The sequence below is a fragment of the Streptomyces sp. MST-110588 genome (assembly GCF_022695595.1).
Taxonomy (GTDB): domain Bacteria; phylum Actinomycetota; class Actinomycetes; order Streptomycetales; family Streptomycetaceae; genus Streptomyces.
In genome coordinates this window covers 6,005,102-6,031,360 of sequence record NZ_CP074380.1, presented here as the reverse complement: position 1 = coordinate 6,031,360, position 26,259 = coordinate 6,005,102, and the positions used below count along the sequence as shown (strand labels likewise).

General features: G+C 73.0%; 23 protein-coding genes, 1 other RNA gene and 2 pseudogenes. 13 read left to right on the top strand and 13 right to left on the bottom strand.

Going from position 1 to position 26,259, the window contains the following annotated elements; genetic code table 11:
* Nucleotides 1–136: 136 nt before the first annotated feature.
* Nucleotides 137–328 (top strand): DUF6243 family protein, encoded by a 192-nt coding sequence (locus tag KGS77_RS26450; RefSeq protein WP_242585645.1) that lies wholly within the window; start codon nucleotides 137–139, stop codon nucleotides 326–328.
* A 116-nt stretch (nucleotides 329–444) separates the two neighbouring features.
* Nucleotides 445–1,272: a dimethylargininase gene (ddaH, locus tag KGS77_RS26445; protein ID WP_347404531.1), complete on the top strand. Its 828-nt coding sequence runs from the start codon at nucleotides 445–447 to the stop codon at nucleotides 1,270–1,272.
* Between the two features lie 44 nt (nucleotides 1,273–1,316).
* Here the strand turns inward: ddaH and KGS77_RS26440 are convergent, their stop codons facing one another.
* From KGS77_RS26440 to KGS77_RS26425, 4 genes are all read right to left on the bottom strand, one after another.
* Complete coding sequence (locus KGS77_RS26440; protein ID WP_242585643.1) at nucleotides 1,317–2,345, bottom strand: small ribosomal subunit Rsm22 family protein; 1,029 nt, start codon at nucleotides 2,343–2,345, stop codon at nucleotides 1,317–1,319.
* 36 nt (nucleotides 2,346–2,381) lie between these two features.
* Entirely contained in the window at nucleotides 2,382–3,512 is a 1,131-nt protein-coding gene (locus KGS77_RS26435) for a serine hydrolase domain-containing protein (RefSeq protein ID WP_242585641.1), read from the bottom strand.
* Nucleotides 3,513–3,550: 38 nt separating this feature from the next.
* On the bottom strand, nucleotides 3,551–4,990 hold the full coding sequence (locus KGS77_RS26430; protein WP_242585639.1) for a multidrug effflux MFS transporter: 1,440 nt from the start codon (nucleotides 4,988–4,990) through the stop codon (nucleotides 3,551–3,553).
* Between the two features lie 170 nt (nucleotides 4,991–5,160).
* Complete coding sequence (locus KGS77_RS26425) at nucleotides 5,161–6,810, bottom strand: alkaline phosphatase D family protein (protein WP_242585637.1); 1,650 nt, start codon at nucleotides 6,808–6,810, stop codon at nucleotides 5,161–5,163.
* A 309-nt stretch (nucleotides 6,811–7,119) separates the two neighbouring features.
* On the opposite strand from KGS77_RS26425, the gene KGS77_RS26420 reads away from it, so the two are divergent.
* The 4 genes from KGS77_RS26420 (at nucleotide 7,120) to KGS77_RS26405 (ending at nucleotide 10,939) form a co-directional block, all read left to right on the top strand.
* The gene (locus KGS77_RS26420) at nucleotides 7,120–8,076 is read left to right on the top strand and encodes a DUF4429 domain-containing protein (RefSeq protein ID WP_242585635.1); all 957 of its coding nucleotides are present in this window, start codon (nucleotides 7,120–7,122) and stop codon (nucleotides 8,074–8,076) included.
* A gap of 208 nt (nucleotides 8,077–8,284) precedes the next feature.
* A complete protein-coding gene (locus KGS77_RS26415) occupies nucleotides 8,285–9,160 on the top strand; it encodes a PhzF family phenazine biosynthesis isomerase (RefSeq protein ID WP_242587697.1) in 876 nt (291 codons plus the stop codon).
* A gap of 427 nt (nucleotides 9,161–9,587) precedes the next feature.
* The gene (locus KGS77_RS26410) at nucleotides 9,588–10,622 is read left to right on the top strand and encodes a peptidase (RefSeq protein ID WP_242587696.1); all 1,035 of its coding nucleotides are present in this window, start codon (nucleotides 9,588–9,590) and stop codon (nucleotides 10,620–10,622) included.
* A 143-nt stretch (nucleotides 10,623–10,765) separates the two neighbouring features.
* Entirely contained in the window at nucleotides 10,766–10,939 is a 174-nt protein-coding gene (locus KGS77_RS26405) for a CsbD family protein (RefSeq protein ID WP_242585633.1), read from the top strand.
* Between the two features lie 694 nt (nucleotides 10,940–11,633).
* Here the strand turns inward: KGS77_RS26405 and rnpB are convergent.
* An RNA gene (rnpB, locus tag KGS77_RS26400) (RNase P RNA component class A) lies at nucleotides 11,634–12,033 on the bottom strand.
* Between the two features lie 108 nt (nucleotides 12,034–12,141).
* On the opposite strand from rnpB, the pseudogene KGS77_RS26395 reads away from it, so the two are divergent.
* Together KGS77_RS26395 and KGS77_RS26390 are read left to right on the top strand one after the other, a co-directional pair.
* Nucleotides 12,142–12,291 (top strand): annotated as a pseudogene (locus KGS77_RS26395) (MerR family DNA-binding transcriptional regulator); the annotation flags it as partial.
* Between the two features lie 23 nt (nucleotides 12,292–12,314).
* The gene (locus KGS77_RS26390) at nucleotides 12,315–12,989 is read left to right on the top strand and encodes a hypothetical protein (RefSeq protein WP_277994270.1); all 675 of its coding nucleotides are present in this window, start codon (nucleotides 12,315–12,317) and stop codon (nucleotides 12,987–12,989) included.
* A 19-nt stretch (nucleotides 12,990–13,008) separates the two neighbouring features.
* On the opposite strand, the gene KGS77_RS26385 is transcribed toward KGS77_RS26390, so the two are convergent.
* On the bottom strand, nucleotides 13,009–14,562 hold the full coding sequence (locus tag KGS77_RS26385) for an RNB domain-containing ribonuclease (RefSeq protein WP_242585631.1): 1,554 nt from the start codon (nucleotides 14,560–14,562) through the stop codon (nucleotides 13,009–13,011).
* Nucleotides 14,563–14,737: 175 nt separating this feature from the next.
* On the opposite strand from KGS77_RS26385, the gene yaaA reads away from it, so the two are divergent.
* A complete protein-coding gene (gene yaaA / locus KGS77_RS26380) occupies nucleotides 14,738–15,535 on the top strand; it encodes a peroxide stress protein YaaA (RefSeq protein WP_242585629.1) in 798 nt (265 codons plus the stop codon).
* Between the two features lie 116 nt (nucleotides 15,536–15,651).
* Here the strand turns inward: yaaA and KGS77_RS26375 are convergent, their stop codons facing one another.
* Nucleotides 15,652–16,269 carry a TetR/AcrR family transcriptional regulator gene (locus tag KGS77_RS26375; protein WP_242585627.1) on the bottom strand — a complete coding sequence of 206 codons (618 nt, stop codon included), beginning with the start codon at nucleotides 16,267–16,269 and terminating at the stop codon, nucleotides 15,652–15,654.
* A 254-nt stretch (nucleotides 16,270–16,523) separates the two neighbouring features.
* Here KGS77_RS26375 and KGS77_RS26370 point away from each other — a divergent pair, with 254 nt between their 5' ends.
* Both KGS77_RS26370 and eda read left to right on the top strand, forming a co-directional pair.
* The gene (locus tag KGS77_RS26370) at nucleotides 16,524–16,745 is read left to right on the top strand and encodes a hypothetical protein (RefSeq protein ID WP_242585625.1); all 222 of its coding nucleotides are present in this window, start codon (nucleotides 16,524–16,526) and stop codon (nucleotides 16,743–16,745) included.
* Nucleotides 16,746–16,898: 153 nt separating this feature from the next.
* A complete protein-coding gene (gene eda / locus KGS77_RS26365; RefSeq protein WP_242585623.1) occupies nucleotides 16,899–17,540 on the top strand; it encodes a bifunctional 4-hydroxy-2-oxoglutarate aldolase/2-dehydro-3-deoxy-phosphogluconate aldolase in 642 nt (213 codons plus the stop codon).
* A gap of 178 nt (nucleotides 17,541–17,718) precedes the next feature.
* Here the strand turns inward: eda and KGS77_RS26360 are convergent, their stop codons facing one another.
* The 4 genes from KGS77_RS26360 to KGS77_RS26345 form a co-directional block, all read right to left on the bottom strand.
* Entirely contained in the window at nucleotides 17,719–18,957 is a 1,239-nt protein-coding gene (locus KGS77_RS26360) for a bifunctional RNase H/acid phosphatase (protein ID WP_242585621.1), read from the bottom strand.
* 2 nt (nucleotides 18,958–18,959) lie between these two features.
* Nucleotides 18,960–19,703: a C4-type zinc ribbon domain-containing protein gene (locus tag KGS77_RS26355; protein WP_242587694.1), complete on the bottom strand. Its 744-nt coding sequence runs from the start codon at nucleotides 19,701–19,703 to the stop codon at nucleotides 18,960–18,962.
* Nucleotides 19,700–20,584, bottom strand: coding sequence for a Nif3-like dinuclear metal center hexameric protein (locus KGS77_RS26350; RefSeq protein WP_242585619.1), 885 nt, complete (start codon nucleotides 20,582–20,584; stop codon nucleotides 19,700–19,702). Before KGS77_RS26350 ends, KGS77_RS26355 begins: the two co-directional genes overlap by 4 nt.
* Before the next feature lie 215 nt (nucleotides 20,585–20,799).
* Nucleotides 20,800–21,834 (bottom strand): iron-siderophore ABC transporter substrate-binding protein, encoded by a 1,035-nt coding sequence (locus KGS77_RS26345; RefSeq protein ID WP_242585612.1) that lies wholly within the window; start codon nucleotides 21,832–21,834, stop codon nucleotides 20,800–20,802.
* A 267-nt stretch (nucleotides 21,835–22,101) separates the two neighbouring features.
* On the opposite strand from KGS77_RS26345, the gene KGS77_RS26340 reads away from it, so the two are divergent.
* Nucleotides 22,102–23,466, top strand: coding sequence for a hypothetical protein (locus KGS77_RS26340; protein WP_242585610.1), 1,365 nt, complete (start codon nucleotides 22,102–22,104; stop codon nucleotides 23,464–23,466).
* A 150-nt stretch (nucleotides 23,467–23,616) separates the two neighbouring features.
* Nucleotides 23,617–23,784 carry a hypothetical protein gene (locus KGS77_RS26335; RefSeq protein ID WP_242585606.1) on the top strand — a complete coding sequence of 56 codons (168 nt, stop codon included), beginning with the start codon at nucleotides 23,617–23,619 and terminating at the stop codon, nucleotides 23,782–23,784.
* A gap of 184 nt (nucleotides 23,785–23,968) precedes the next feature.
* Here KGS77_RS26335 and KGS77_RS26330 read toward each other — a convergent pair.
* Both KGS77_RS26330 and KGS77_RS26325 read right to left on the bottom strand, forming a co-directional pair.
* Nucleotides 23,969–24,954, bottom strand: a pseudogene (locus KGS77_RS26330) (3-oxoacyl-ACP reductase).
* A 78-nt stretch (nucleotides 24,955–25,032) separates the two neighbouring features.
* Nucleotides 25,033–26,118: a Zn-dependent alcohol dehydrogenase gene (locus KGS77_RS26325; RefSeq protein ID WP_242585605.1), complete on the bottom strand. Its 1,086-nt coding sequence runs from the start codon at nucleotides 26,116–26,118 to the stop codon at nucleotides 25,033–25,035.
* Nucleotides 26,119–26,259: the final 141 nt, after the last annotated feature.

The window sequence follows — 26,259 nt, the reverse complement described above, 5'->3', positions numbered from 1 at the left end:
GAGGCATAAGGCGAGACGTATCGTCTTGACAAGACGGTACGTCTCGTGGAGACTCGTCGGCGAACGAGACGAGACGTCTCGCCCGGGGATGGATGCCACACCGGAACCGGAACGCTCACGACACAAGGAGCAGCACATGAGCAAGGGCAGCGCGGGCAGCATGCTCGGCGTCGGCGGCACCCGCAGCAACCTCTCCCGCGGCGCGCTGCGCGGCGCCGGCCGCGGGAGCCGGGGAGCCGGCGGCGGCACGGACCCGATGGCGCAGCGGCGTGAGCTGCTGCGCAGGCTCCAGGAAGGACGTGCCGCGAACGCCGGGCACCAGGAATGAACCATGGGCTGAACCACCCGAACGGTTCACTGCGCAACGGCTCCTCACAGTGCACGATTTGAGCGCGTACGGCATCCCGTACACGACCCGAGTCCCGTCACCGTGAGGAGCCTTCCTTGCGTACAGCCTTGCGTCGCGCCACTCCTCGTCGCTACCTGATGTGCCCGCCGGCCCACTTCAAGGTCAGCTACTCCATCAATCCCTGGATGGACCCGGGCAAACCCGTCGACCTGCCCCTCGCGCTGGCGCAGTGGGAAGTACTGCGCGACCGCTACCGCTCGCTCGGCCACACCGTCGAGGAGCTGGCACCCCGCCCCGAACTCCCCGACATGGTCTTCGCGGCCAACGGCGCCACCGTCGTGGACGGCCGGGTCCTCGGCGCGCGGTTCGCCTTCGAGGAGCGCCGCGGCGAGGCGGCGGTACACACCCGGTGGTACCGCGACCACGGCTTCACCGAGGTCCGCGAACCGGAGAACGTCAACGAGGCCGAGGGAGACTTCGCGGTCACCGCCTCCTGGCTGCTGGCCGGCCGCGGCTTCCGCAGCAGTCCGCTCTCCCACGCGGAGGCCCAGGAGTTCTTCGGCCGCCCGGTGATCGGCCTGGACCTGGTGGACCCGCGCTACTACCACCTGGACACGGCGCTGTGCGTCCTGGACGACTCGGCCGACTCCGAGGTCATGTACTACCCCGGCGCGTTCTCGGCGGGCAGCCGGGCGGTGCTGGCCAGGCTCTTCCCCGACGCGCTGATCGCCGGCGCGGCCGACGCGGAGGCGTTCGGGCTGAACGCGGTCAGCGACGGGCGGCACGTACTGCTGCCGGATGCCGCCGTGGGGCTGTTCGAGCCGCTCCGGGAGCGCGGGTACGAGCCCATCGGGCTGGCCATGACCGAGCTTCTCAAGGGCGGCGGCAGCGTGAAGTGCTGCACGCAGGAGATCCGTACGTGACGCGGGCGGTCATGACCGGCCGGCTGAGCGGCTGAGCCTGCGGGTCAGGGCGCCTCGGCGCCCCACTCCGCGTCGCGGGCCGCGCGGTACCGGTCACCGTGCCGCTTGGTCACCGTCTCGCGCCGCAGCCCCTCAGGGGTGCACAGATCCAGCAGCACTTGCCCCTTGCGGAGCTGCGGCCTGCGGACGATGCGGGAGGGGGCGGGCGCGGCGCCGGACCCGGTGGCGCCGGGAACGGCGTCGGATCCAGCGGCGTCGGCAGCCGTGGCCTGCGGCTGCGCCTGTTCCGCCACCTGTGGCCGGACCGCCGCGACGTAGCTGAACTTCTCGTCCTCGTACGGCAGCGAACCGCCCTTGACCTGCCGGTGCAGCGACGAACGGCTCACCCGGGCCGCGAAGTGGCACCAGTCCTCACCCGGCACGATCGGGCACCGGCCGCTGTGCGGGCACGGGGCGAGGATCCGCAGTCCGGCGGCGACGAGCTGCTCCCTGGCCTCCCGGATGCGCAGATAGCCGTCCGGGGTGCCGGGCTCGATCAGGACGGCGGCGCGGGCGCCGGCCGCCGCGTCCACGACCGCCCGCCGGGCCTCCTCACGCAGCTCCCCCAGCACGTAGGAGACGGTGACCAGGTCGGTGCCCTCCGGGACGGTCATCCCCTCGCCGATGACCTGCCGCTGCCACCGGGTGTCCGGCAGCACGCCTTGCGCCAGCTCCCGGCCCAGTTCCAGCGCGGGTCCGGCCCAGTCCAGGACGGTGCTGCGGTGGCCCGTCCAGGTGGCCGCCGCGGCCCAGGTCGCCGCGCCCGTACCGCCGCCGATGTCCACGTGGGCCGCGGGCGTCCAGCCCGGCACCCGTACGGCGAAGGCGGTCAGCGCGCTGCGGGCGGCCTCGAAGGTCGCGGGCATGCGGTAGGCGGCGTACGCGGCGACGTCCGCGCGGTCCCTGAGCACCGGGGCGTCGGTGGGGGTACGGCCCCGGTAGTTGGCGATGAGGCGGTCGACGGCCTGCGCGGCCTGCTTGGGCGGCAGGCCGTCGAGCAGGCCGGCCAGGGCGGCGCGCAGTTCGTCGTGCATTCGGGCAATTTTACGGCCCCGCGCGGCGGGCCCCGGTTACCGGGCCGTACGGATGCCCGCCGCCCTGGCCAGCCGGGTGGCCGCCGCGGCCCGAGGTGTGCTGTCACCGCTTCCGCGCCGGGGGTGCACCGTGTTGGCGAGCAGCACCAGGAAGGTGTCCGTCGCCCGGTCCAGCACCAGGCTCGTCCCGGTGAACCCGGTGTGCCCCGCCGCGCCGCGCCCGGCCAACTCACCCATGAAGGACGGCTGGTCGACCCGGAAGCCCAGGCCCGGCGGGTCCAGCAGCGCCGCCACCGACCGCGGCCCGAGGATGCGCGCCGTGCCGTACGTGCCGCCGTTGAGCAGCGCCCGGCACAGCACCGCCAGGTCCCGGGCCGTGGAGAACAGCCCGGCGTGCCCGGCGACGCCGCCCAGCGCCCAGGCGTTCTCGTCGTGCACCTCGCCGCGCAGCGGGCCGCGGTCCGCCTTCGCCCAGGGCCGCCGCTGGTCCTCGGTCGCGGCCACCCCGGCCGGGGCCAGCGGCCCGTACGCCGTATGGTCCATGCCCAGCGGGCCGGTGATCCCCTCGCGGACGAGACGGTCCAGCCGCCGCCCGGTGATCTTCTCCAGCACCAGTTGCAGGACGATGAGGTTGAGGTCGGAGTAGAGGTACGGGCCGCCGGGCGGCACCTGGGGGGCCGCCGTCTCCCGCCACAGCAGCGCGAGCTGGTTCCGGCGGCCGGGGTGTGCGTAGAAGGGCAGCTCGGGGCGGAGGCCGGAGGTGTGGGTGAGCAGGTGGCGGACCGTGATCCCCGGGGCGACGGCCGGCAGCCACCCGGCGACCTCGGAGTCCAGCCCGAGCGTCCCCCGCTCGGCCTGCTGGAGGGCGGCGACGGCGGTGCACAGCTTGGTCAGCGAGGCCAGGTCGAAGACGGTGCCGACCCGCGTGGGCTCCTGTTCCTTGGGCGGCAGCTCCACCCCGCGCCCGGCGCCCGGGTCGTACCTCTCGTAGCGCACCGCCCGGCCCGCCGCCTCCTGGACCGCCACCACCGGGCCCCGCCCGGCCAGGACGACCACGCCCGCGCACCAGGGGTCCCGCCCCTCGGGCAGTTCGCGTACGCCCCGTACGAGCCGGTCGGTCCAGAGCGGATCCAGCCCGGCCTCGGCCGGAGTGCCGTCGCGCAGCACGGGTGCGGGCGGGACGGTGGCGGCGTGCTCCGGGGGGTTCAGCTCCTGGTCCTCTCCGTGGCCTGTTGTCCCGCGGGCTGCTTGTCCGCGGCCGGCCCGTCCGTGGCGGGCTCGACCGGGGCCGGCTCGTCCGTGATCCGCTCGTCCGTGGCCTGCTCGTCCATGGCGGACTCGCCACGCTGCCACGGACGGCACATCCCCAGGAAGCACACCAGCGCCAACACGCCGCACGCGAGCTGCACCAGCGCCATCGGCACGGCGGTGTCCTCGCCCGCGATGCCCACGAGCGGGGAGGCGACCGAGCCCAACAGGAAGGTGGAGGTACCCAGGAGCGCCGAGGCGGACCCGGCCGCGTGCGGCGTACGCAGCAGTGCCAGGGTGTTCGTACTGGGCATGACCAGGCCCATCGCGGCCATCAGGACGAACAGCCCGGCCGCCATGGGCACCAGCCCGACCGTGCCGAAGACGCCCGAGGCCATCAGCAGCAGGGCCACCGCCGCAACCGTGATGACCACCAGCCCGATGCCCAGCACCCGGTCCAGGCTCACCCGGCCCACCAGCACCTTGCCGTTGATCTGCCCGACGACCACCAGCCCGACCGAGTTGATGCCGAAGAGCAGGCTGAAGACCTGCGGTGAGGCCCCGTAGATCTCCTGCATCACGAAGGGCGAGGCGGCGATGTACGCGAAGAGCGCGGCGAAGGCGAAGGCACCGACGAGCAGATAGCCGGCGAAGGCACGGTCGGCGAGCAGGTCGCGCATGGTGCGCAGGGTCCCGCCCAGCCCGCCGGACTGCCGTCGCCCGGGCGGCAGGGTCTCCTCCAGCGTGCGCCAGACCAGGAGGGTGAGCAGCACCCCGACCACGGTCAGGACGACGAAGACGCCGCGCCAGTCGGTGACCTGGAGGATCTGACCGCCGATCAGCGGTGCCACGACGGGCGCGACGCCGGAGATGAGCATGAGGGTGGAGAAGAAGCGGGCCATCGCCACGCCGTCGTACAGGTCGCGGACCACCGCCCGCGCGATGACGATGCCGGCGGCGCCCGCCAGGCCCTGCGCGAGACGGCAGGCGATGAGGAGTTCGGCGTTGGGGGCCAGTGCGCACAGGGCGGTGGCCAGCACATAGATCACCATGCCGGCGAGCAGCGGGCGGCGGCGCCCCCACTTGTCGCTCATCGGGCCGACGATCATCTGACCCAGCGCCATGCCCGCCAGGCAGGTGGTCAGGGTGAGCTGGACGGTGGCGGCCGGGCTGTGCAGCGCGGTGGTGACCTCCGGCAGGGCCGGGAGGTACATGTCCATGGAGAGCGGCGGTACCGCGCTCAGGCCGCCGAGGGCGAAGGTGACCAGGAGGCTCGTACGGCGGGCGGCGGGCGCGGAGGGTGAGGGCGCGGGGGGCGAGGGCGCGGCTGCCGCCTCCCGCTCAACTATCGGAGGGCTGTCCTGGGGCTCGGCCGGGCGGGAGCCGGGGTCCGTCATGAGTGTCTCCATGTTTCATTGATGGCGACACCATGTTGTCACGTGAGCACCACCCGCATCACGGAGTTATTCGCGCCCATCACATCGTCTTGCCCCGCACAGCCATGTCCTGCACAGCCATGTCCTGCACAGCCTTGCCCCGCACCGTCATGCCCCGCACCGTCATGCCCTCACGCGGGTTTCAGTCCCGGGGCGCCGGCCTCGGTGACGAACGAGGCGGCGGTGGTGACCGGCGCGCCGGGCCGGGTGACGAAGGGAACGGTCCGGTAGTCGGCACGGGCCTTCTCCCGGTCGAGCGTGACGGTCACATAGCCGCGGCGCCCGTTGTAGAACTTCATGTGCGGGTTGGCCGCCATGAGCTTGCCCCAGTTGGCCGGCCGGTCGGCCCCGTCCTTGCCGCTGGCGATCGAGGTGGTGACGAACTCGACGCCTGCGACGGCCGACTTCTCCTCCCTGAAGTCCCGCTTGATGTCCATGGCGTAATGGACGTGCACATCCCCGGTGAGGACGACGAGGTTGTCCGCCCCGGCGGCCCGCGCGCCCGCCAGGACCCGTGCGCGGGAGGCCGGATAGCCGTCCCAGGCATCCATGCTGACCTGGTACCCGGGCCCGGTGGAGTCCCGCCGCTGTGCGAAGGTGACCTGCTGCGGCAGGACGTTCCACAGCGCCCGCGAGCCGCGCCAGCCCTCGATCAGCCAGCGCTCCTGTGCGGCGCCGGTCATCGTGCGCGCCGGGTTGTCCGACTCCGGTCCCGGCGCGTGCCAGCCGTCGCCGTACGCCTGGTCGGAGCGGTACTGCCGGGTGTCCAGGATGTCGAACTGCGCCAGCCGCCCGTAGTGGATGCGCCGGTGGAGCCGCAGGTTCGGCCCGTGCGGGCGCTGCGGGCGGCGCAGCGGCTGGTTCTCCCAGTACGCGCGGTAGGCGGCGGCCCTGCGGACCAGGAACTCGGCGGGCGGCAGGCCGTCCTCGCTGATGTCACCCGCGTAGTTGTTCTCGACCTCGTGGTCGTCCCAGGTGACGACGAAGGGGTGGGCGGCGTGCGCGGCCCGCAGGTCGGGGTCGGACTTGTAGAGCGCGTAGCGCAGCCGGTAGTCCTCCAGCGTGACGGTCTCCCGGTTGAAGTGGCCGGGCAGTACGCGGTCGGTGTACTTCCGGGCGCCGCCGGCGGAGTTCACCGGGTACTCGTACAGATAGTCGCCGAGGTGGAAGACGACATCGACGTCCTCCTGCGCCAGGTGCCGGTAGGCGGTGAAATACCCGTCGTGGTACGCCTGGCAGGAGACGGCCGCCAGCTTCATCCCGGCGGGCCGGGCGCCGGGCGCGGGCGCGGTGCGGGTACGGCCGACGGGGCTGGTCCAGTCACCGGCCCGGAAGCGGTAGTGGTACGCGCGTCCGGGGGCCAGGCCGGTGGCCTCGACATGCACGCTGTGGTTGAACTCCGGGTGCGCACGGGCCACTCCGCGCCCCGCGAGCCGCCGGAAGCGCTCGTCGTGGGCGATCTCCCAGCGGACGGCGACCGGTGCGTCCGGCATGCCGTTGCCCGGCTCGTACGGGCTCGGGGCCAGCCGGGTCCACAGGACGACGGAGCCGGGCAGCGGATCGCCGGAGGCGACTCCGAGCGTGAAGGGGTTGCGGACGATCTTCCTGGGGTCGGCCTCGGCGGCGTACGCGGTGCCGGTGCCCGGCAGGTTGGTGGCGAAGGCGAGGGTGGCCGCGGCGCCGGTGACGGTCAGGAAGCGGCGGCGGCCCAGGTGTGCGGCGGCGGCCCGGAGCTGCTGGTCATGGGGTGCGTCCTGTGCGTGCCGACCTCTGTGGGTCATCCGGCCCTCCACTGGCTGGTGTTGTCGCCCTGTCGTGGGCGATTGCAGTGGCGGCGGGCGGCGCCGGGCCGACCCGTACACGTCGCATGCATGACAAACGGATGAGGACTGCGCCCGCAACGGACGCCCCGGGACAATCACGGCACCGGGGCCGAAGCCGGCACCGGGACTGAGGCCGGCACCGGGACCGGGATCGGCGTCGGTGCCCCACCGGGATCGGCGCTGGTGCCGGTGCCGGACCGGTTGCGCTCCGGTGGTGAGCGGTGCCGGGGCGGGGCGGCCTCCGTACGGTTCCGTAGGATGCGCCGCATGGCGGAACTGATGGTGCGCGACGGCACATGGGTCTTCGACGGCGACGTCGTACGGATCGTCCCCGGCCGGGAGCGCGGGGTGCACCGGCTGCGGCAGGACCTCGGCGAGGTGTCCGTACCACTGGCGGCCCTGGCCGGCATCGCCTACGAACCGGCCCGCAAGGGAGGCCGGCTGCGGCTGCGCCTGCGGGACGGCGCGGACCCCCTGCTGTACGTCACCGGCGGCGGGCTGCCGGCTGACGCCAACCCGTACCAGGTGGCCGTGGACCCCGGGCGCTCCGGCGTCGCGGAGTACTTCGCCGACGAGGTGCGGCAGGCACTGGCGATCGGGCAGGTGCCGGACGGGCCGGCCGACCGCTACCTGCTGCCCGGGCCCGCCGTGCCGCTGCTGGCCACCGGGGTGGACGGGACAGCGACCTTCGACGGCGACCGGGTCCACATCGACTGGCGATGGTACACCAGCGAGGCCAAGAAGCAGGCGGGCGCCCGGGACTTCACGCTCGCCGAGCTGGAGGGGGTGGAGTGGCGGGCCGCCGTCGGGCTGGAGTCCGGCTTTCTGCGCTTCCGTCCGAAGGGCGTGGCACCCCATCCCGAGCCGGAGCACGATCCCAACAGCATCGAACTGTGGGGCTTCAAGAAGGAGAGCGGCACCACCGCGCTGCTGGCGGCGGCGGTCGCGGCACGGCTGCCGCACCCGTCGGGGAAGGCGGGTACCGGTACGGACGCGGGTACGGACGCCGTGGCCGGTTCCCGGCCGGCGCCCGTGTTGAGCAAAGCCACCGATGCGGACGATGATTCCAGTGGTAGCGGGGGCGGCACTGGTGGCGGCGAGGATCACGACGCGCTGCTGCGCCGGCTGCGGGAGCTGGGTGAGCTGCACCGCGACGGCATTCTGACCGCCGAGGAGTTCGCTTCCGCCAAGTCCGCCGTCCTCAAACGGTTCCACACCCCGTAGGCGTCGCAGTCATGACAGACCCCGCAGTCATGACAGACCTCCCAGGCGCCGCAGACGTCGGCACCGCACGGGCACGGGAATAGCCCGGCGCGTCCAGCGAGTTGTCCCGGCCGTGACGATCAAGAACCCCGGCACGGACGCCGCCCCGCAGAACACCGCCGTACACGACGCCGCCACACAAGGCGCCCCGCGTGCCGGCGCTCAGACCATGACCGCCCCGGACGTCGAGATCCTGCGCTACACCGCCTTCTCCGACGACCCCGCGGGCGGGAACCCGGCCGGTGTCGTCCTGGACGCCACCGGCCTGGACGACGCCGCCATGACGGCCGTGGCCGCCCGCCTCGGCTACTCCGAGACCGCCTTCCTCACGGCACCCCCGGAGGGCCTGGGCGAGCCCGGCCGCGCCTTCACGGTGCGCTACTTCAGCCCGCTGGCCGAGGTGTCCTTCTGCGGGCACGCCACGGTCGCCGCCTCCGTCGCGCTGGCCGAGCGGACCGGCCCGGGCGATCTGCTCCTCGCCACCCGCGTGGGGACCGTACCGGTGACGGTGGAGCAGCGGGACGGCGCCCTGCGCGCCACCCTCACCAGCGTCGAACCGCGCATCGAGGACGTCTCGCGCGCCGACCTCACCGAGGCGCTGGCCGCCCTTGACTGGTCCGTCGCCGACCTGGACCCGGCGCTGCCGCCCCGTATCGCCTACGCGGGCGCCCGGCACCTGGTCCTGGCCGCCGCCACCCGCGAGCGCCTGGCCGACCTCGACTACGACTTCGACCGGCTCGCCGCCCTGATGCGCCGACTGGACCTGACCACCCTCCAACTGGTCTGGCGGGAGAGCGAGTTCATCTTCCACGCCCGCGACCCGTTCCCGGTCGGCGGGGTGGTCGAGGACCCGGCCACCGGCGCGGCGGCAGCGGCGCTCGGCGCGTACGCCAGGACGCTGGGCCTGGTCACCGCGCCGGCCACGCTCACCGTCCACCAGGGCCACGACCTCGGCCGGCCGGGGCTGCTCACCGTCGAGCTGCGCGACGGCGATCCGCGCTCGCACGTGAGCGGAACCGCCACCGCCATCCCGGACGCCGCGTAACGGCGAGCGGGATACAGCGCACGGGGGTGAGGGCGGGCCCCGGCCCGCCCTCAGGGATATGTTTCCGGACTTCTCAGGGCTTCCTGATGACGCGCTCCTGACAGTGCACGCATCCGGTGGCACCCTTCCTCACACGACGCCCGCACCGCCCTCACCACCCCAGCGCCGGCCCGTCCCCACACGTTCCTCCGCACGTTCCGATCCGCACGCCCCTTCGCACGTTCCGTCCGCACCGCTCATCTGCCGGGCCGCCGAACCCGCGGCCACGTTCCTCACGGCCGTGTGGCACACCGCGCGGTCATCGCAGAAGGAGTTACGCGTGATACGAACCGCTGCTTCCCGCGCTTCCCGTACTTTCCGCGCTTCTCGTTCTCCCGGTGCTTCCCGTGCCGCCCGCGAAGGCTCCGGCCACCGCGCGCGCCCGCGTCTGCGGCGCGCCGCGTCCCGTACGGCCCTCGGAGCCCTGCTGGCCACCGGCACCCTGCTCGTCGCGGCCCTCCAGACCGGCACGGCCGGCGCCGCGACCGCCTCCTCGGCCACCGGGAGCGCCGGGGCCGCGGGTGCCACTCCCCCGGCCGCCACCGCGCCGTCCCATACGTTCTCCCCTGCCGACCGGTCCCGGGCCGCCGCCTTCTGGACCGCCGAGCGGATGCGCCGGGCCACGCCCCTGGACCTGCTCACCGTGACCCCCGAGGCCACCCGGGAACGCGTCCCCCGAGGCACCCCGCTCACCTCTGGCCCCACACGCCCCGCACGCTCCACCTCCTCCAAAGCCGCCTCCTTCCCGCAGCCGGGCGGGCCCTGGACCGATGACGGAGCGGTCGAGTACACCGTCGGCCGGGTGTTCTTCACCTATCAGGGGCGTACGGCCTCCTGCTCCGGTGACGCGGTCACCAGCGCCAACAAGAGCACCGTGCTCACCGCCGGGCACTGCGTGAAACTCAACGGCTCCTGGCACACCGACTGGGTCTTCGTCCCCGGGTACCACGACGGCCAGGCCCCGTACGGCAGGTGGACGGCGAGCAAAACCCTGAGCACGCCCCAGTGGACGGCGAGCGAGAACATCAACTACGACATCGGCGCGGCCGTCGTCGCCCCGGCCGGCGGCAACCGGCTGACCGATGTCGTCGGCGGCCAGGGCGTGGCGTTCAACACCGGCTACAACAAGCCGATGTACGCCTTCGGTTACCCGGCCGCGGCCCCGTACGACGGCACCAAGCTGATCTACTGCAGCGGCAACACCATGAAGGACCCGCTGTTCTCCACCGACCACGGCATGGCCTGCAACATGACCGGCGGCTCCAGCGGCGGCCCCTGGTTCACGGACTTCGACGAGTCCGCCGGTGCGGGCCTGCAGTCCTCGGTGAACAGCTTCGGCTACACCTTCCTGCCCAACAGGATGTTCGGGCCGTACTTCGGTGACGACGCGAAGAACCTCTACAACGAGGCCCAGTCCTCCTGAACCGGAACAAAAGCCCGGACAAAAGCCCGGACCCAAGTCGGGACCCAAGCCAGGACATCTTCCGAAAAGGGAGGTTTGCCCGCGCGGCTGCCGGGGAGGCGGACCCTTGTCAAGGAACACCTCGACCTTTGAGGAGTGACACCATGACCGGGCAGCACAAGGCCGCCGCCAAGACCGAGCAGGCCAAGGGCGCCGCGAAGGAAGCCGCCGGACGCGCGGTCGGCAACGAGAGCCGGACCGCCGAGGGGCGTGCCGAGAAGGCCAAGGGCAATCTGCGCCAGGCCGCCGAAAAGGCCAAGGACGCCTTCAAGCACTAGATCCGAGCGCTGATTCAAGCGCTGAGTTCGAGCGCTGAGTTCAAGCGCCGACCGGCAACCGACGCCTCCGACAGCGGCCCGGCAGGACACCCCGTCCCGCCGGGCCGCGCGCGTCCACCCCTCACCCGCCCACACCCTCACACCTACGAACCCCCTCACCACCCGCCGCACCCTCCACGGCCGCGCCCCCACCCCACCACTTGAGTCGCCCCTCGCACCAACCGACCCACCACCAGAACAAGCCAGCCGGACATTGCCCCCAGCCAAGTGGCCGCCGCCCTCCTCGCGGAACTGCGCGACGCCTGCGCCCACACCGGACGGCCCGCCGACTTCGACCAGCGCCTGGCGCGCCTGCGCGAGGACCATCGACGCCGCACCGGCCTCATCCAGCGCCTCGACCGCCACGGCCTCCGATAACACCGCCCCACTGCCACGGCGCCAGAAGAGCTCCCTCAACGTCCCGCTGACGCGCGGTGTCCCCGTTCCCATGTTTCGGTGCTGTGCCGAGGGCTCCCGCCCGCGCCGCTCACAGCCCGACGGCGTACGGCGCGCCCCGACGCCCCGAGGGACAGCGCGCACAACCAGTGCACAATCGCGCGGGAAGTCGCGGGAAAACCGCAGGTCGGGGAGGGAATGGCCAGACGACGCACAGTGGCCCCTCCCAGGGTGTTTTGCCTGGTCAGGGCCATAGTGGCGGACGAGTCGGCCTGTACGCCGGGTTCTGTCTCCCTGGGGCCTTGCGGGCCCAGGGGAGGCGGCCATCCATCTAGGGCTGTCGTTGCCGGCAGCCTCGTGCGGTCTACCCGCGGACTCGGGCGGGCAGCCCTCGAACGTCCGCGCAGGAGCACCGGGGTGCCCCCTTTTGACCTTGCTCCAGGTGGGGTTTACCTAGCCCTCCGAGTCACCTCGGAGGCTGGTGGTCTCTTACACCACCGTTTCACCCTTACCGGAGCCTTGCGGCCCCGGCGGTCTGTTTTCTGTGGCACTGTCCCGCGGGTCACCCCGGGTGGGCGTTACCCACCACCCTGCCCTGTGGAGCCCGGACGTTCCTCGGGGGGATCGAATGATCCCCACGCGACCGCCCGGCCGGCTCGTCCGCCGTATGGACCATGGTACCTGGCGGGAGCGGGGGCTCAGCCGCCCGGGCGGAGGGTTGACCTTGTCGTAGCGACAAGGTTTCTACTGGTCCGCGGGAGGTCGTCATGAGGATCGGGGAGCTGGCGGCGCCGGCCGGGGTCAGTACGCGTGCCGTACGGCACTACCACCACCTGGGGCTGCTGCCGGAGCCCGAGCGACGCGCCAACGGTTACCGGGAGTACGGGATGGCTGACGCGGTGGCGCGGGCGCGGGTGTGGTGGGAAGGACGGTGGTTTTGGTGAGCGGACGGGGTGACGGGGGCGCGGGGCGGCGGCTGCTCGCGCACGAGGGGCGGTGGCTGGCGAGTCTGGCGCTGTGGCTGGTGCGGCGGCGGCACGGGGTGGGTGAAGGGGATCACGCCATCCGGTACGCGGGGACGCAGGCGGTCTTGCTGTACGGGATGACGTTCGTGTGCGTCGTGGAGACGGTGGGGATGGCGGTTCTGCTCGCCGAGATGCCGGTGGTGCATCTGGTGATGCTCGTACTGGACGTGTACACGGTGCTGATGGTGCTGGGAGTACATGCCGCCGCCGTCACCCGGCCGCATGTGCTGACGGCGGACGGGCTGCGGATCCGCCAAGGGGCCCGGATGGATCTGTGGATACCGCTGGAGCGGATCGCGTCCGTACGGTACGACCTGCGGTTCTCGAAGGACGGGCGGGGCGCGGCGGGGGAAGGCGTACTGGAGCTGGCGGTCGCCGGGCAGACGTCCGTGACGGTCGAACTGGCCGAACCGGTCGTTGCGGTACGGCTGTTGGGGCAGGAAGAGGAAGTGCGTACGGTGCGGTTCCACGCGGATGACGCGCGGGGGCGGTCGCGGCGATCCGGGAGGCGACTCGGGAGGGAGTTCAGGGAGGGGTGCGGCCGGTGGTGGGGCAGCGGGGGTGACGGGATAGCGGGGGTGACGGGGTAGCGGGGAGGGCCGGGGCGGGTCAGGCCGGGATGAAGCGGACCGGGGCGTAGCCGGGGTCGGCGGCGGCCAGGCGTACGCGCAGACGGTGGCCCAGCGGCAGCGGCGGTCCGGCGGGGTCGGCTTCGAGGCGGCCGACGACGGCGGGGTTGTCGATGTGGACCGTTCCGTGGCCCGGATTCTTCTCCTGTACGTCGATGACGTACGCGTCGAAGAGCTCCCCGACACGGTCCCTCATCAGCGCGGCCTCGACCAGGTCGACGCACTCCCGCTCGACCTGGCCGGCCAGCCGGTCGCCCGCCGCCATCTCGGCGGGCAGCCCGGGCAGCGCGCCGCGGACCCACTGCGGCGGCTCGGTGCCGGCCGAGGCGGCCAGGCACAGTTCACCGGTGTAGCGGTCCACCAGGCGCCGCAGCGGAGCGGTGGTGTGGGCGTAGGGGGCGGCGACCGCGGCGTGCAGGGCGTCGGCGGGGGCGGGCGGGGTGCCGTCGAAGACGGTGTAGCCGGCGCCGCGCAGCAAGGTGGTGCACTCCTGGAGGAAGGCGGCATGGGCCGCGCCGCGCGGGTTCAGGGTGCGGATCAGGGCGGCGTAGGAGGTGTGCGGAGGCCAGTCGATGCCCAGGGCGTGGGCGGTACGGCGCAGCCGGGCGACCGCGCCGTCCGGGGCGGTGGGCAGCGTACGCAGGATGCCGGTGCCGGAGGCCAGCATGAGTTCGGCGGCGGCCATGCCGGTCAGGAGGGAGATCTGCGCGTTCCAGCCCTCGGCGGGGAGCGGGGCGCGGTATTCGAGCGTGTAGCCGCCGTTGTGCTCGATGATCTCCTGTTCGGGCACGTTGAGCGAGATGCCGCCCCGGGCCACCTCCAGCTCCTCGCGGAAGAGGCCGATGGTGCGCAGCAGGGCCAGCGGCTCCTCCGCCCTCCCGGAGTCCAGGGCCCGCTGTACGCCCGCGTAGTCCAGCCGGGCCCGGGAGCGTACGAGGGCGCGGCGTACGGAGGTGGCTTGCAGCGCTCCGTACGCGTCCAGGTCGAGCTGCCACAGGACGGCCGGACGGTCCTGGTCGGGCAGCAGACTGGCGGCGTCCTCGCTCAGGACCTGGGGGTGCAGCGGCACGCGCTCGTCGGGGAAGTACAGGGTCCGTACGCGGTGGTGGGCCTCGGCGTCCAGGGCGCCGCCCGGGGTGACGAAGGCGGCGACGTCGGCGATGGCGTAGTGCACGCGGAAGCCGCCGCCGGGGCGCCGGCAGAGGAACATCGCCTGGTCCAGGTCCATCGAGCCGGGGGGATCGATGGTGAAGAAGGGGAGGTCGGTGGCGTCGGCGGTCTCCGCGGCGTGTGGGATCTCGGGGGCGCGGGAGGCGGCGGGGATGTGGGGGGTGGCGGCGGGTGCGTGGGTGGTGTCCGGTGCGTGGGCGGCCCCGGCCGTGGGGAGGCGCGGGTGGTGGGCGGCGCTCTCGGCCTCGGCCCGTGCCGTGGCCGGGAACTCCCCGTGCACGTCCAGTCTCATGCGCAGCCGGCGCAGCGCCGCGCTCAGGGGGGCCTCGGCTGCGTCGGTCACATGGATATGACGACGGGGCATGGACCGAGCCTAGGACGGGCGGCGGCGACCGGCACGGTGGCGGCGGGGCAGGGGGTACGGACGGGACACGGGGTACGGGCACGTGGGGGCGCCGGGCAGGTCGTAGGGTTCGGTGGGGCCGCCCCGGTCGTCCCGGCCCCGCCCCCGTTCCGTACCGCCATGAAGGAGAACCACCGTGCTCGTGCTGCTGCCGCCGTCCGAAGGGAAGGCCGCCGGAGGGGCCGGCGCCCCGCTGGACACGGGCTCGCTGTCGCTGCCGGACCTGACGCCGGCTCGCGAGACGGTGCTGGCGGAGCTGGTCGAGCTGTGTGCGGCGGACGAGTCCAAGGCGCGTGAGGTCCTCGGGCTGAGCGAGGGGCTCAGGGGCGAGGTCGCCAAGAACGCCGCGCTGCGCGAGGCCGGGACGCGGCCGGCCGGGGAGATCTACACGGGGGTGCTCTACGACGCGCTGGGGCTCGCGACGCTGGACGCCAAGGCGCGGCACCTGGCCGAAGCCTCGCTGCTGGTCTTCTCCGGGCTGTGGGGCGCGGTACGGATCACGGACCGGATCCCCTCCTACCGGTGCTCGATGGGTGTGAAGCTGCCGGGTCTGGGTGCGCTGGGCGCGTACTGGCGGACGCCGATGGCCGAGGTGATGCCGCGGGCCGCCGGGTCCGGGCTGGTGCTGGACCTGCGGTCGGCGGCGTACGCGACGGCCTGGAAGCCCAAGGGCGAGGTCGCGGGGCGTACGGCGACGGTGCGGGTGCTGCACGCCAGGACCGTGGACGGGGTGGAGAAGCGCTCGGTGGTCAGCCACTTCAACAAGGCGACCAAGGGGCGGCTGGTGCGTGACCTGCTGACGGCGGGGTGCACGCCGGCCGGACCGGCCGAGCTGGTGGAGGCGCTGCGCGAGCTGGGTTACGTGGTGGAGGCGCAGGCCCCGGGCAAGAGCGGCAAGGCGTGGGCGCTGGACGTGGTGGTGCGCGAGCTGTGAGCGGCCACGGCGGGTAGGCGGCGGGCGGGGCCGCTCACCCGATGAGGCGACCCGCCCCGCCCATGACGGCGCTCGCCCCGCCCATGACGGCGCCCCGCCCATGAGGACACCCGCCCCTATCCGCCGGCCGCCCGTACGCCCGGAAAGACCCGGTCGAGCTGGTGGTCGAGCAGCGCCACGGCCTGCTCAGGAGTCCGCTGGCCGAGCAGGACGCCGGTCTGCAGGCCCTCGGCGGCGGCCAGCAGCAGTTCGGCCTCGGGCTCCGGGTCGATCTCCGGCGGCACCTGGCCCGCCTCCTGGCCTTGGACGATCAGGCCGGCGACCAGCCTCTCCATCTCGGGCGGGGCGTCCCGGGCCACCGCGGCGAGGTTCTCGTCGGTCAGGAAACGTACGAAGTACGCGGCGTAGACCAGATGCCGGGTCCGCCGCTCCTCGTCCAGCGGCAGCATCTCCAGCAGGACTCCCCGAACGAGCGTGTACGGGGTCGGCTCGTCCTCGGCGGCTTCGATGCGCTCACGGGCCTGCTTCCCGGCGTCGGCGTTGAGGATTTCCAGCGAGGTCAGCAGCAGCCCGTCGCGGTTGCCGAAGTAGTACTGGACCAGGCGTACGGAGACTTCGGCCTCGGCCGCCACCTGCCGCAGGGTGACGTCTTCCAGGCCGCGCCGGCAGGCCAGCCGCCAGACGGCTTCGGCGATCTGGCGGCGGCGCTGGTCGTGATCGGCCTGTCGGGGCATGCGTTCTTTCCTCACTCACCTGTCGTGCTTGGCACCGGTTCCGTCGCGTCCGGTTCTCGTGCTGGTTCTCATGCTGATTCTCGCGGTGCTGTCCGTGCTCGATTCTCGCGCCCGGTTCCATCGCACCCAGTGTTATGGTTCGATCGTATCAATAAGGGGGGCGACGCCGGGCCGCCCTGCGTCAGGCAGGCGACGGCCCGGCTCGCGAACGTGCGCGATAAGCCCCCGTTCCCTCTGGAAGGTGGTCAGTGCTCATGAAGTACAGCGTGTGGCAGGTCGTCGGCATGGCCCTGACGGTGCTGGGCGCCCAGGGCGCCATTCGGCTGCTGTTCGACCACGGCAACTACGGGCTGCTCGGCTGGGCCCCCGGAGGCTTCGGGGCCCATCTGACCGGCCACCTGGCCGCCGTCGGCATCGGCATCGCGCTCGCGGGATGGGCCGACAGCCGCCGCAAGCGGCTCGCGAAGCAGTCGTGACGTCAAGCAGTCGTGACGGCAAAAAGTCGTGACGCCAAACAATCGCGACGTCAAACAGTCATGACGTGCGGCCTCCTGGCCGGGCGGCGCCCCTGCGTTGCATGACCTGCAACGATCGTTGCGGAGGTCGTCGATCACGCGCACTATGAGCGCGTGACCAGCGCCGAAGCATCCGCCGCCCCGTCGGTCCTGGGGCTCTCCCCCGTCGTCCCGGTCGTCGTCCTGGAGGACCCCGCCGACGCGGTTCCGCTGGCCCGTGCGCTCCTGGCGGGCGGCCTGCCCGCGATCGAGGTGACGCTGCGTACGGGCGGCGCGCTGGAGGCGATACGGGCCGTCGCCGAGCAGGTGCCGGAGGCGGTGGTCGGCGCCGGCACGGTGCTCACCCCCGTACAGGTGACCGCGGCCGTCACGGCAGGCGCCCGCTTTCTGGTCAGTCCGGGCTGCTCACCGCGGCTGCTGGATGCCTTCCAGGCGTCCGGAGTGCCGTTCCTCCCCGGTGTCTCGACGGCCTCGGAGGTCGTGACGCTGCTGGAGGAGGGCGTCACGGAGCTGAAGTTCTTCCCGGCGGAGGCGGCGGGCGGTACGGCCTACCTGAAGTCGCTGGCCGGGCCCCTGCCCCGGGCCCGCTTCTGCCCGACGGGCGGCATCACGGCCGCGTCGGCGCCCTCGTACCTGCGCCTGCCGAACGTGGGCTGCGTCGGTGGTACGTGGATGCTGCCGGCGGACGCGCTGCGCGCGAAGGACTGGGGCCGGGTGACGCGGCTGGCCCGTGAGGCTGCCGCGCTGGCCGCCTGAAGTCCACGGCGGGGAGCGTGGCCCGCCGGACGGCCGACGGGCCACCCCGGGCGCGGCTGCGGACTCCGGGCCGCTGCGTGCCCCGGCTGTGGGCATCAGGCTCCGTGCTCCGGCTGTGGGCGCAGGCTCCGTGCTCCCGGGTCCGCGCTTCGGGGACTCCATTCTCCCGGCGGTGGCGTCAGGGCCGGCGCAGGTGCGAGGTGTCGTTCAGCAGCCGCAGTGAGGCGTTCCCGTCGGCGTAATAGGCGATTGCCGAAAGCGACGCCGCCGCCAGCTCCATACGGAACAGCGACTCCGGCGGGGCGCCCAGCGCCAGCCGTACCAGCGTCTTGACCGGGGTGACATGGCTGACCAGCAGCACCGTACGGCCCGCGTGGCGCGCCAGCAGCTTGTCGCGGGCGGCGGCGACCCGGCGGGCGACCGTGGCGAAGGACTCGCCGCCGCCCGTGGGGGCGGCCCGCGCGGAGCCGAGCCAGGCGTCCAGGTCGGCCGGGAAGCGCTCCCGCACCTCGGCGAACGTCAGCCCTTCCCAGGCCCCGAAGTCGGTCTCGCGCAGGCCCTCTTCGATGTGGACCTCCAGCCCGAGCCGCCGGGCCACCGTCCCGGCCGTCTCCCGGCAGCGCTTGAGCGGTGAGCTGACCACGGCCTGCACCGTGCCGCGCGCGGCCAGGGCCGCGGCCACCGCGGCGGCCTGCCGCTCGCCGGCGGGTGAGAGCCCGGGATCGGAGCCGCCGCTGCCGGAGAACCGTTTCTGGGGCGTCAGCGGGGTCTCGCCGTGCCGCAGCAGTACGAGGGTGGTGGGCGTGCCGAGGTCGGCAGCGGCGGCGCCCGCGGACGCGGCGGCCACATCAGTGGTCTCCGTGGGACCGGCCACCTGGGCGGCCTCGCCCGTACCGGCCGCCTGACCGGCCACCTCGGCGGCCATGCCTGCGCCGGCCGCCTGAACAGCCACTTCGGCCGTGGACAGGCGCGGCTCCCACTGCCGGCCCAGCGCGCCGGCGTCCATGGCCTCGTTGGCGAGCCGGTCCGCGTGCTTGTTGCGCTCGCGCGGGATCCACTCGTACGTCACCTGGGACGGCGGGAAGACGGTGCGGGCCTCGGCGGCGAGCGGCTGCATGTCGGGGTGCTTGATCTTCCAGCGGCCCGACATCTGTTCCACGACGAGTTTGGAGTCCATGCGGACCCGTACGGTCGCCTCCGGGGCCAGATCGCGGGCGGCCCGCAGCCCGGCCAGCAGCCCCTTGTACTCGGCGACGTTGTTGGTCGCCGTGCCGATGTACGCGGCGGCCTCGGCCAGCGTCTGTCCGGTTTCCGGGTCGATGACGACCGCGCCGTAGCCCGCGGGCCCCGGGTTTCCCCGGGACCCGCCGTCCGCCTCGACGACGAGGCTCGTGAGGCCGGTGAGGCTACGGGGCATGCCTACAGGCCCGAGTCGGGCGTACGGACCAGGATGCGACCGCAGTTCTCGCAGCGCAGGACCTTGTCGGCGGCGGCGGCCCGCACGTCGTTGATCTCGGTGATGTTCAGCTCCAGGCGGCAGCCCTCGCAGCGGCGCTGGTAGAGGCGGGCGGCACCGACCCCGCCCTGCTGCGCGCGCAGCTTGTCGTAGAGCTTGAGGAGGTCGGCCGGGATGTCGGCGACCGTCAGCTCACGCTCCTTGGTGACCGTGGCGGCCTCGGTGTCGATCTCGGCGTACGCGGCGTCCCGGCGCGCGACGGCGTCGTTGACCTTGGCCTGGACGGCCGCCACGCGCTCGGTCAGCTCCCTGGCCCGCTCCTGGGCGCTCTCGCGGCGCTCCATGACCTCCAGGACGACGTCCTCCAGGTCGGCCTGGCGCTTGGCCAGCGAGGCGATCTCGCGCTGGAGGTTCTCCAGGTCCTTGGGGGAGGTGACGGCGCCGGAGTCCAGGCGCTGCTGGTCGCGGGCGGCGCGCTGGCGCACCTGGTCCACGTCCTGCTCCGCCTTGGTCTGCTCGCGGGCGGTGTCGCTCTCCTCGGTCTGCGCGGCGACGAGCAGGTCGCGCTGCTGGGTGAGGTCGGCCTCCAGGGTCTGGATCTCGGCGAGCTCGGGCAGGTTCTTGCGCTTGTGCGCGAGCTGCGTGAGCCGGACGTCCAGGGACTGGACGTCGAGGAGGCGGATCTGGTCGGCGGGCGCGGCGTTCAGCGTGGGGCTCCTGTTGTGTTCGTCGGGGTGAAGTCGGTGGCGGACGCCGCGTGGGCGGTCCAGGGGTCGGTGACCGTACGGGAGACGTAGGTGCGCAGGCCCCAGCCGTGCCGGTCGGAGATCTCGTCCAGTTGGGCCGCGGCCTGTTCGCACCACGGCCATTCGGTGGCCCAGTGGGCCGCGTCCAGCAGCGCCGGCGGGATCGCTTCGGCCGGGCGGGCCGTCTGGGTGGCTTCGGAGGCCGGGTGGTGGCGCAGGTCGGCGGTCAGGAAGGCGTCCACCTCCGCGGCCCGTACGTGATCGAAGAGGCTGTCGCCCGAGCCGCCGGAGACGGCGACCTTGCGGATCACCCGGTCCGGGTCGCCGGCGATCCGGACGCCCTGCGCGGTGGCGGGCAGCCGGGCGGCGGCGTACGGGCCGAACTCGGACAGCTTCATCGGATGGGTCAGCTCGCAGACGCGGCCCAGACCACGGCGCCCTTCCGGGTCGCTCGCGTCCGGGACCAGCGGGCCCAGGACGCGCAGGTCCAGGGCTCCGGCCAGGGCGTCGGAGACACCCGGGTCGGCGGTGTCGGCGTTGGTGTGGGCGACGTGCAGCGCGATGTCGTGCTTGATCAGGGTGTGCACGACCCGCCCCTTGAAGGTGCCGGCCGCCACCGTCGTCGTCCCGCGCAGATAGAGCGGGTGGTGGGTGACGAGCAGGTCGGCGCCGAGCCGTACGGCCTCGTCGGCGATCTCCTGGACGGGGTCGACGGCGAACAGCACACGGCCGACGGGGGCATCGGGGTCGCCGCAGACCGTGCCGACGGCGTCCCACTGTTCGGCCCGCTCGGGGGGCCACAGGGCGTCGAGCGCGGTCAGGACTTCAGACAGTGCGGGCACGGGTGGAAGGTTACCTCTCACCCGCGCCCGGATGACGGGCCGCTCCTGGACGCACTGCCGGATGCGTTGCCGGACCGCCTCTCGTACGCGCCTGTCATACGCGTCTCACGTACGCGTCCCTCGTATGCGCCCCTCGTATGCGTCCCTGGACGCGCTGCCCGGCGGACCGGTGCTCGGGCCGTGCGGAAAGGGGCCCCCATGGGCGGGGGATGGCCCTATGAGTGGACGAGTGCGGCCCGCAGGTCGTCCAGGACGCTGTCGGCGGCGGTGACCCCCAGCCCCAGGTACCAGGTCTCGTCCGGTACGTCCTTGGCGTGGCCGTCCCGTACCGCCTGCAGCTTCTTCCACAGCGGGTTGTTCTCGGCCACGTCCCGCTTGGTGGACTTCGGGTCGCCGTAGACGCCGGTGAAGATCCAGTCGGCGTCGGCCTGGTTGATGTTCTCCGGGCTCACCTCCACCGCCAGATCCTTGACCTGCTGGTTCTTGGGCCGGGGCAGGCCGGCGTCCTTGAGGATGGTGCCGATGAAGGACTGCTGGGCGTACAGGCGGGTGAACTGCGGCATGTAGCGCAGCATGCTGATGGTGGGCTTGTCCGGGCCGATGTCCGCGCCGAGTTTCCCGGCCTTCGCGGTGTACGCGGCCAGCTTCGCCCTGGCCTGGCCGGTCCGGTCCAGTGCGGCGGCGTTCAGGAGGTAGTTCTGCTTCCAGGTGAAGCCGGGCCGGATGGAGAAGACGGTCGGGGCGATCTTGGAGAGCTGCTCGTACTGCTTCTCGGCGCGCAGTTTGCTGCCGAGGATCAGGTCGGGCTTGAGCTGGTGGACGGCCTCCAGGTTGAGGCTGTTGACCGTGCCGACGCTCTTGGGGTTCCCGGCGTCCTTCTTGAGGTAGTCCGGGATGCCGCCGTCGCCTTCGGTGGGGGCGTAGCCGACCGGCTTGACGCCCAGCGAGACGACGTTGTCCAGCTCGCCGACGTCCAGGACGACCACCCGCCGGGGCGCGGCCTTGAGCGTGGTGTTCCCCATGGCGTGCCGGACGGTCCTGGGGAAGTGGCCGGGCGCGGCGTCCGTGCCCATCTTCGCCGTCTCCTCGGCGGCCTTCCCGAAGTCCTTGCCGCCCTGGGCGACGGCCTTGGAGCCGGCCCCGTTCCCGTCCTTCCCGCCGTCGGAACCGGCGGATCCGCAGGCTGCCAGGGACAGCGCGCAGACGGCGGCGAGGGCGGTGGCGGCGGCGCCACGGCGGCGTAGGGACATCACGCACTCCAAGGAAGACCGAGCCGCGGCGGTTCTCCTCTGTGTGCGGGCGTTCGCACGCACACAGAGGCAGCCGTCACACCGGCCCGGGAGGGGAAAGTTAGGTACGCCTTACCTTAAGCGTCCTTGACACCGGCGGCACACCCACCCCTCCCGAAACACCCGAATCGAACAATCGCCACCCTTATGCGTGAAGTGCCCCGACTCCCGTTGATCGACTGGAAGTACGAAAACTAGCTTCGGTCATTGACTGGAGGTGACCACCCGATGACGGTCTGTGCCACCGAGGACTCCGCCGCGCTCGGCAGCCCGCCCCCCGCGGCGCTCACCGTCGCCGCGGACGGCTCGTACGCCGCCCGGCTCGCGCGCCACGAGGAGAGCGGAAGCTGGTTCCCCGAGCGCTGGACGCTGGGCGGCTCCGGTCCGTACGCGGTCCCGTACGCCGTACCGCTGCCCGGCAGCCAGCCCGAGGAGCCGGACAGCGAACTGCTGCCGCTCGCCGACGGCCGGGTGCTGATCCTGCGGCGGGTCGCCGACCGCTTCGCGGTCAGCCTGCTCTACCCGGCCGGGCCGGGGACCGGCGAGCTGCCGCTGGGCGCCGTACAGGCACCGGAGCTGACGCTGCTGCCGCCCACACCGGGCGGCGCCGTCGCCTATGCGCTGGCGCCCGGCGAGCGCTCGACGGCGGTGTGGCTGGTGTACGGCCCGGACTCCGGGCCCGGTCCGGACGGGACGCCGAAGGCCGCCTGCCGGAATGTCGCCGAGGTCCCCGGGCGCTGCTCGGGCGGCGTCTGGCTGGACCGTACGGGCCGGCTGCTGGCACTGGACCGGGAGCGGGAGGGCCGCACGAAGACCGTGGTGGTGGACCTCGGGCGGGACGGCGAGACCAGCCCGCTGCTCCAGATCACCGAGGAGAGCAACGACCGGCTGCTGCTGGCCGACCCGGACAGCGGGCTGCTGGTCGTGCGCTCCGACGCCCCGGGCCACGAGCGGCTGGGCTGGGGCGTGCTCGGCAGCGCGCGGCCGGTGCGCTTCCCGGACTGCCTGCGGCTCGCGGACGCCGCGCTGCTGCCGTTCGCCGCGCAGCCGGGGCGGATGCTGCTGCCGGAGAGCTGCGCGGTGGCGTTCCGGATCGACGGCGCGGCCGGGACGTGGCTGGGGCTGTGGCGGCCCGTGGACCGACGGCTGCGGCAGATTCCGGCGCCGCCGGGGTGGCTGGCCGGGGCCGGACTGTGGACGGCGGACGGCGAGCTGCGGCTGCCGTACACGACACGGGAGGTGCCGTGCGGGGTGGCCCGGATGACCGCGCCGCCCGAGTGGCGGGAGGGGACGGAAACCGCGGTGGGTACGGGCTCCGCGACGGGAACGGGGCCCGAGCCGGGAACGGATCCCGAGCGGGAAGCGGACCACGGGCCGGCAGCGGACCCGGCGGCGGGAGCCGGTCCCGGCTCCGGTCCCGATTCCGGCTCCGGCCCCGGTTCACCACCGGCGGACGGCTCCGGCCGCACATCATCCACATCCACACAACCGGAATCCGTGATCAAGGAACCGGACAGCGCGCCCGCGCATCCTTCACCGTGCAGACCGGTACCGCTCCAGCAGGCCCCGCTGGCGGTCCGGGAAGCCCGGTAGTGCAAGATCGACCCCCCGGTTAGGATTCCGGGCGGGGGCTGCGCAGCCGGTTGACCCGGCCGTCGAGGGTGGTGTCCGGGGTGACTTCCCGGCGCCGGCCGACGAGGTCCCGACGCGTACTGCAAGCTATCTGACGGAGTGACTCAACCCATGTCCGAAGCCCGGACCGACACGACCGAGGCGCGCCCGTACGAGGCATCCGCCCAGGCCGCCACGGCGGAAGGCGCAGGCAGGCACCGCGGCCCGGCCGCACGGGAGGACGCCGGGACGTCCCCCAACGGCAGGCACCGCCGGGAGAAGGAGCCGCAGGACGCCTGACGTCCGAGGTCTTCCGGCCCACCGGCCGCACCGCCTTTCCGCCGCCGTCCGGTCCGACCGGGCGGCGGCGGTGCCGTTCGGACCCGCGTCGTACCCGCCGCGTCCACGTGCTGCGCCATACATGTCATGACATACGTGCCGCGCCCTATGTGCCGTGCCACATGTGCCATGTCATGCGTCCGTGTCATACGTGCTTGAGCCCCAGGATCTCGGACGCCGCGAAGGTCTCCTGCAGCGGGCGTTCCGCGTAGTACGGGGTGAGCAGCCCGTCCAGCTCCTCGTAGGTGAAGACGTCCTTCTCCGTGTCGAACCGGGCGGCCACCTGCGGCCGTTGGACGATCGCCACCAGCCCGCCGTGGACGACGAAGAGCTGCCCGTTGACCCGCTCAGCCGCCGGGGAGGCCAGGTAGCCGACCAGGGGCGCCACGTGCTCGGGGCCAGCGGGTCGAACTCGCCCTCCCCCGGCACCGCGAAGTCCGCGAAGACGTCCTCGGTCATCCGGGTCCGGGCACGCGGGCAGATCACGTTGGTCCGCACGCCGTACTTGGCCAGGGCCAGGGCCGTCGAGGTGGTGAGCCCGACGATGCCGCCTTTGGCCGCCGCGTAGTTGGGCTGGCCCGCCGAGCCCGCCACGAACGCCTCCGACGAGGTGTTCACGATCCGCCCGTACACCGGGGAGCCGGCGGCCTTGGAGCGTTCGCGCCAGTGGGCGGCGGCAAAACGCGTGGTGTTGAAGTGGCCTTTGAGATGGACGCGGATCACCTGGTCCCACTCGTCCTCGCTCATCGAGAAGACCATGCGGTCCCGCAGGATGCCCGCGTTGTTGACCAGGATGTCCAGCTTCCCGTGGCTCTCCACGGCCAGGCGGACCATGTCCCGCGCCGCCTCGAACTCGGCGACGTCACCGGTGTGCGCGACCGCCCGGCCGCCCGCCGCGCGGATCGCCGCGGCGGTCTCCTCGGCCGGGGCCGCGGAGCCCGCGCCAGAGCCGTCCCGGCCCGGCCGGCCGTAGTCGTTGACGACGACGCTCGCGCCCAGGCGGGCGAGTTCGAGCGCCTCCGCGCGGCCCAGGCCCCGGCCCGCGCCCGTGACGAGGGCGGACAGCCCCTCCAGCGGCAGGGACGGAACAGGTGACGGATCAGATGACGGAGCAGGATCGGTGCGCACCATTCTCGCGGTCCTCTCGGGTCGGTTCTCGCCTGTGCTGGCCGGGTCCTCAGCTCTTCGGCTCCCCGGGTCCTCGGGCCCTCAGATCTCCACGCAGGTGCGCAGCGCGACGCCCGTACGCATCTGGTCCAGCGCCTCGTTGATCTCACCGAGCCGTACCCGGTGGGTGATCAGCCCTTCGAGGTCGATCCGGCCGGCCCGCCACAGGGCGATGGTCCGCTGGTAGGACCGCAGTACGTCGCCGCCTCCGTACAGGGAGGGCAGGACGCGCTTCTCGTCGAAGAACAGCTCGAACATGCTGAGCTGGAGGAAGTCGTCGACCGCCCCCGCGCCCACGACGCACAGGGTGCCGCCGCGCCGGGTCATGTCGTACGCGGTACGGGTGGTGGCGGACCTGCCGACGGCCTCGAAGACGTAGTCGAAGCCCTCGCCCGCGGTGATCCGCTGCCGGGCGTCGTCGAGGGCGTCGGGCGCCGCGGCCTCGGTCGCGCCGAAGCGCAGCGCCGCATCGCGCCGGAAGGCGACCGGGTCCACCGCGACGATCTGGGCGGCGCCGCTCAACCGCGCGCCTTGGATGACCGAGATGCCCACGCCGCCGCAGCCGATGACCGCGACCGACGAACCGGCTGCCACCCGCGCGGTGTTCAGGGCCGCGCCGAGGCCGGTGGTCACCCCGCAGCCGATCAGCGCCGCGATCTCGTACGGGAGGTCGTCCGGGATGGGGACGGCGCAGGGGGCGGCGACCACGACCTCCTCGGCGAAGGTGCCGGTCCCGGCGAACCCGTACAACTCGGTGGGGCGGGCGCCGGTCCGCCGGAAGTTGGGCGTACCGGCGCTCATGAATCCGGCCAGGCACAGGTGGGTCTGTCCCCGCTTGCAGGAGGCACAGGTCCCGCAGGCCGGCAGCCAGCACACCAGCACCCGGTCGCCCGGCCGCAGCTCCGTCACCCCGTCACCGACGTCCAGGACCTGCCCCGCGCCCTCGTGTCCGGGGACGAAGGGCGCGGGCTGCGGAAGCACACCGCTCATCGCCGAGAGGTCGGAGTGGCACAGTCCGGTGGCCCTGACACCGATCCTGACCTTGCCGGGGCCGAAGCCCACCGTCTCGACGTCGTCCAGGACGTCGAGCTTGTCCTGTCCTGTCGCGTGCTGTACGGCTGCGCGCACGGCGCGGCTCCTCTCGTACGGACTCACGGGGACTCACACGGACTCACACGGGAATCACTCGGGTACGCGCAGGAATCACTCGGGCACATGCCGTACGGACCCGCCCGGACGACACCCGGGACGACTCGTACGAACCCCTGG

Bases quoted from the DNA above. Each gene is read 5' to 3' on its own strand.
- KGS77_RS26450 (WP_242585645.1), top strand. From the start codon at position 137: ATGAGCAAGGGCAGCGCGGGCAGCATGCTCGGCGTCGGCGGCACCCGC.
- KGS77_RS26440 (WP_242585643.1), bottom strand. From the start codon at position 2,345: ATGCACGACGAACTGCGCGCCGCCCTGGCCGGCCTGCTCGACGGCCTG.
- KGS77_RS26430 (WP_242585639.1), bottom strand. From the start codon at position 4,990: ATGACGGACCCCGGCTCCCGCCCGGCCGAGCCCCAGGACAGCCCTCCG.
- KGS77_RS26425 (WP_242585637.1), bottom strand. From the start codon at position 6,810: ATGACCCACAGAGGTCGGCACGCACAGGACGCACCCCATGACCAGCAG.
- KGS77_RS26420 (WP_242585635.1), top strand. From the start codon at position 7,120: ATGGCGGAACTGATGGTGCGCGACGGCACATGGGTCTTCGACGGCGAC.
- KGS77_RS26415 (WP_242587697.1), top strand. From the start codon at position 8,285: ATGACCGCCCCGGACGTCGAGATCCTGCGCTACACCGCCTTCTCCGAC.
- KGS77_RS26405 (WP_242585633.1), top strand. From the start codon at position 10,766: ATGACCGGGCAGCACAAGGCCGCCGCCAAGACCGAGCAGGCCAAGGGC.
- KGS77_RS26385 (WP_242585631.1), bottom strand. From the start codon at position 14,562: ATGCCCCGTCGTCATATCCATGTGACCGACGCAGCCGAGGCCCCCCTG.
- KGS77_RS26375 (WP_242585627.1), bottom strand. From the start codon at position 16,269: ATGCCCCGACAGGCCGATCACGACCAGCGCCGCCGCCAGATCGCCGAA.
- KGS77_RS26370 (WP_242585625.1), top strand. From the start codon at position 16,524: ATGAAGTACAGCGTGTGGCAGGTCGTCGGCATGGCCCTGACGGTGCTG.
- KGS77_RS26360 (WP_242585621.1), bottom strand. From the start codon at position 18,957: ATGCCCCGTAGCCTCACCGGCCTCACGAGCCTCGTCGTCGAGGCGGAC.
- KGS77_RS26345 (WP_242585612.1), bottom strand. From the start codon at position 21,834: ATGTCCCTACGCCGCCGTGGCGCCGCCGCCACCGCCCTCGCCGCCGTC.
- KGS77_RS26340 (WP_242585610.1), top strand. From the start codon at position 22,102: ATGACGGTCTGTGCCACCGAGGACTCCGCCGCGCTCGGCAGCCCGCCC.
- KGS77_RS26335 (WP_242585606.1), top strand. From the start codon at position 23,617: ATGTCCGAAGCCCGGACCGACACGACCGAGGCGCGCCCGTACGAGGCA.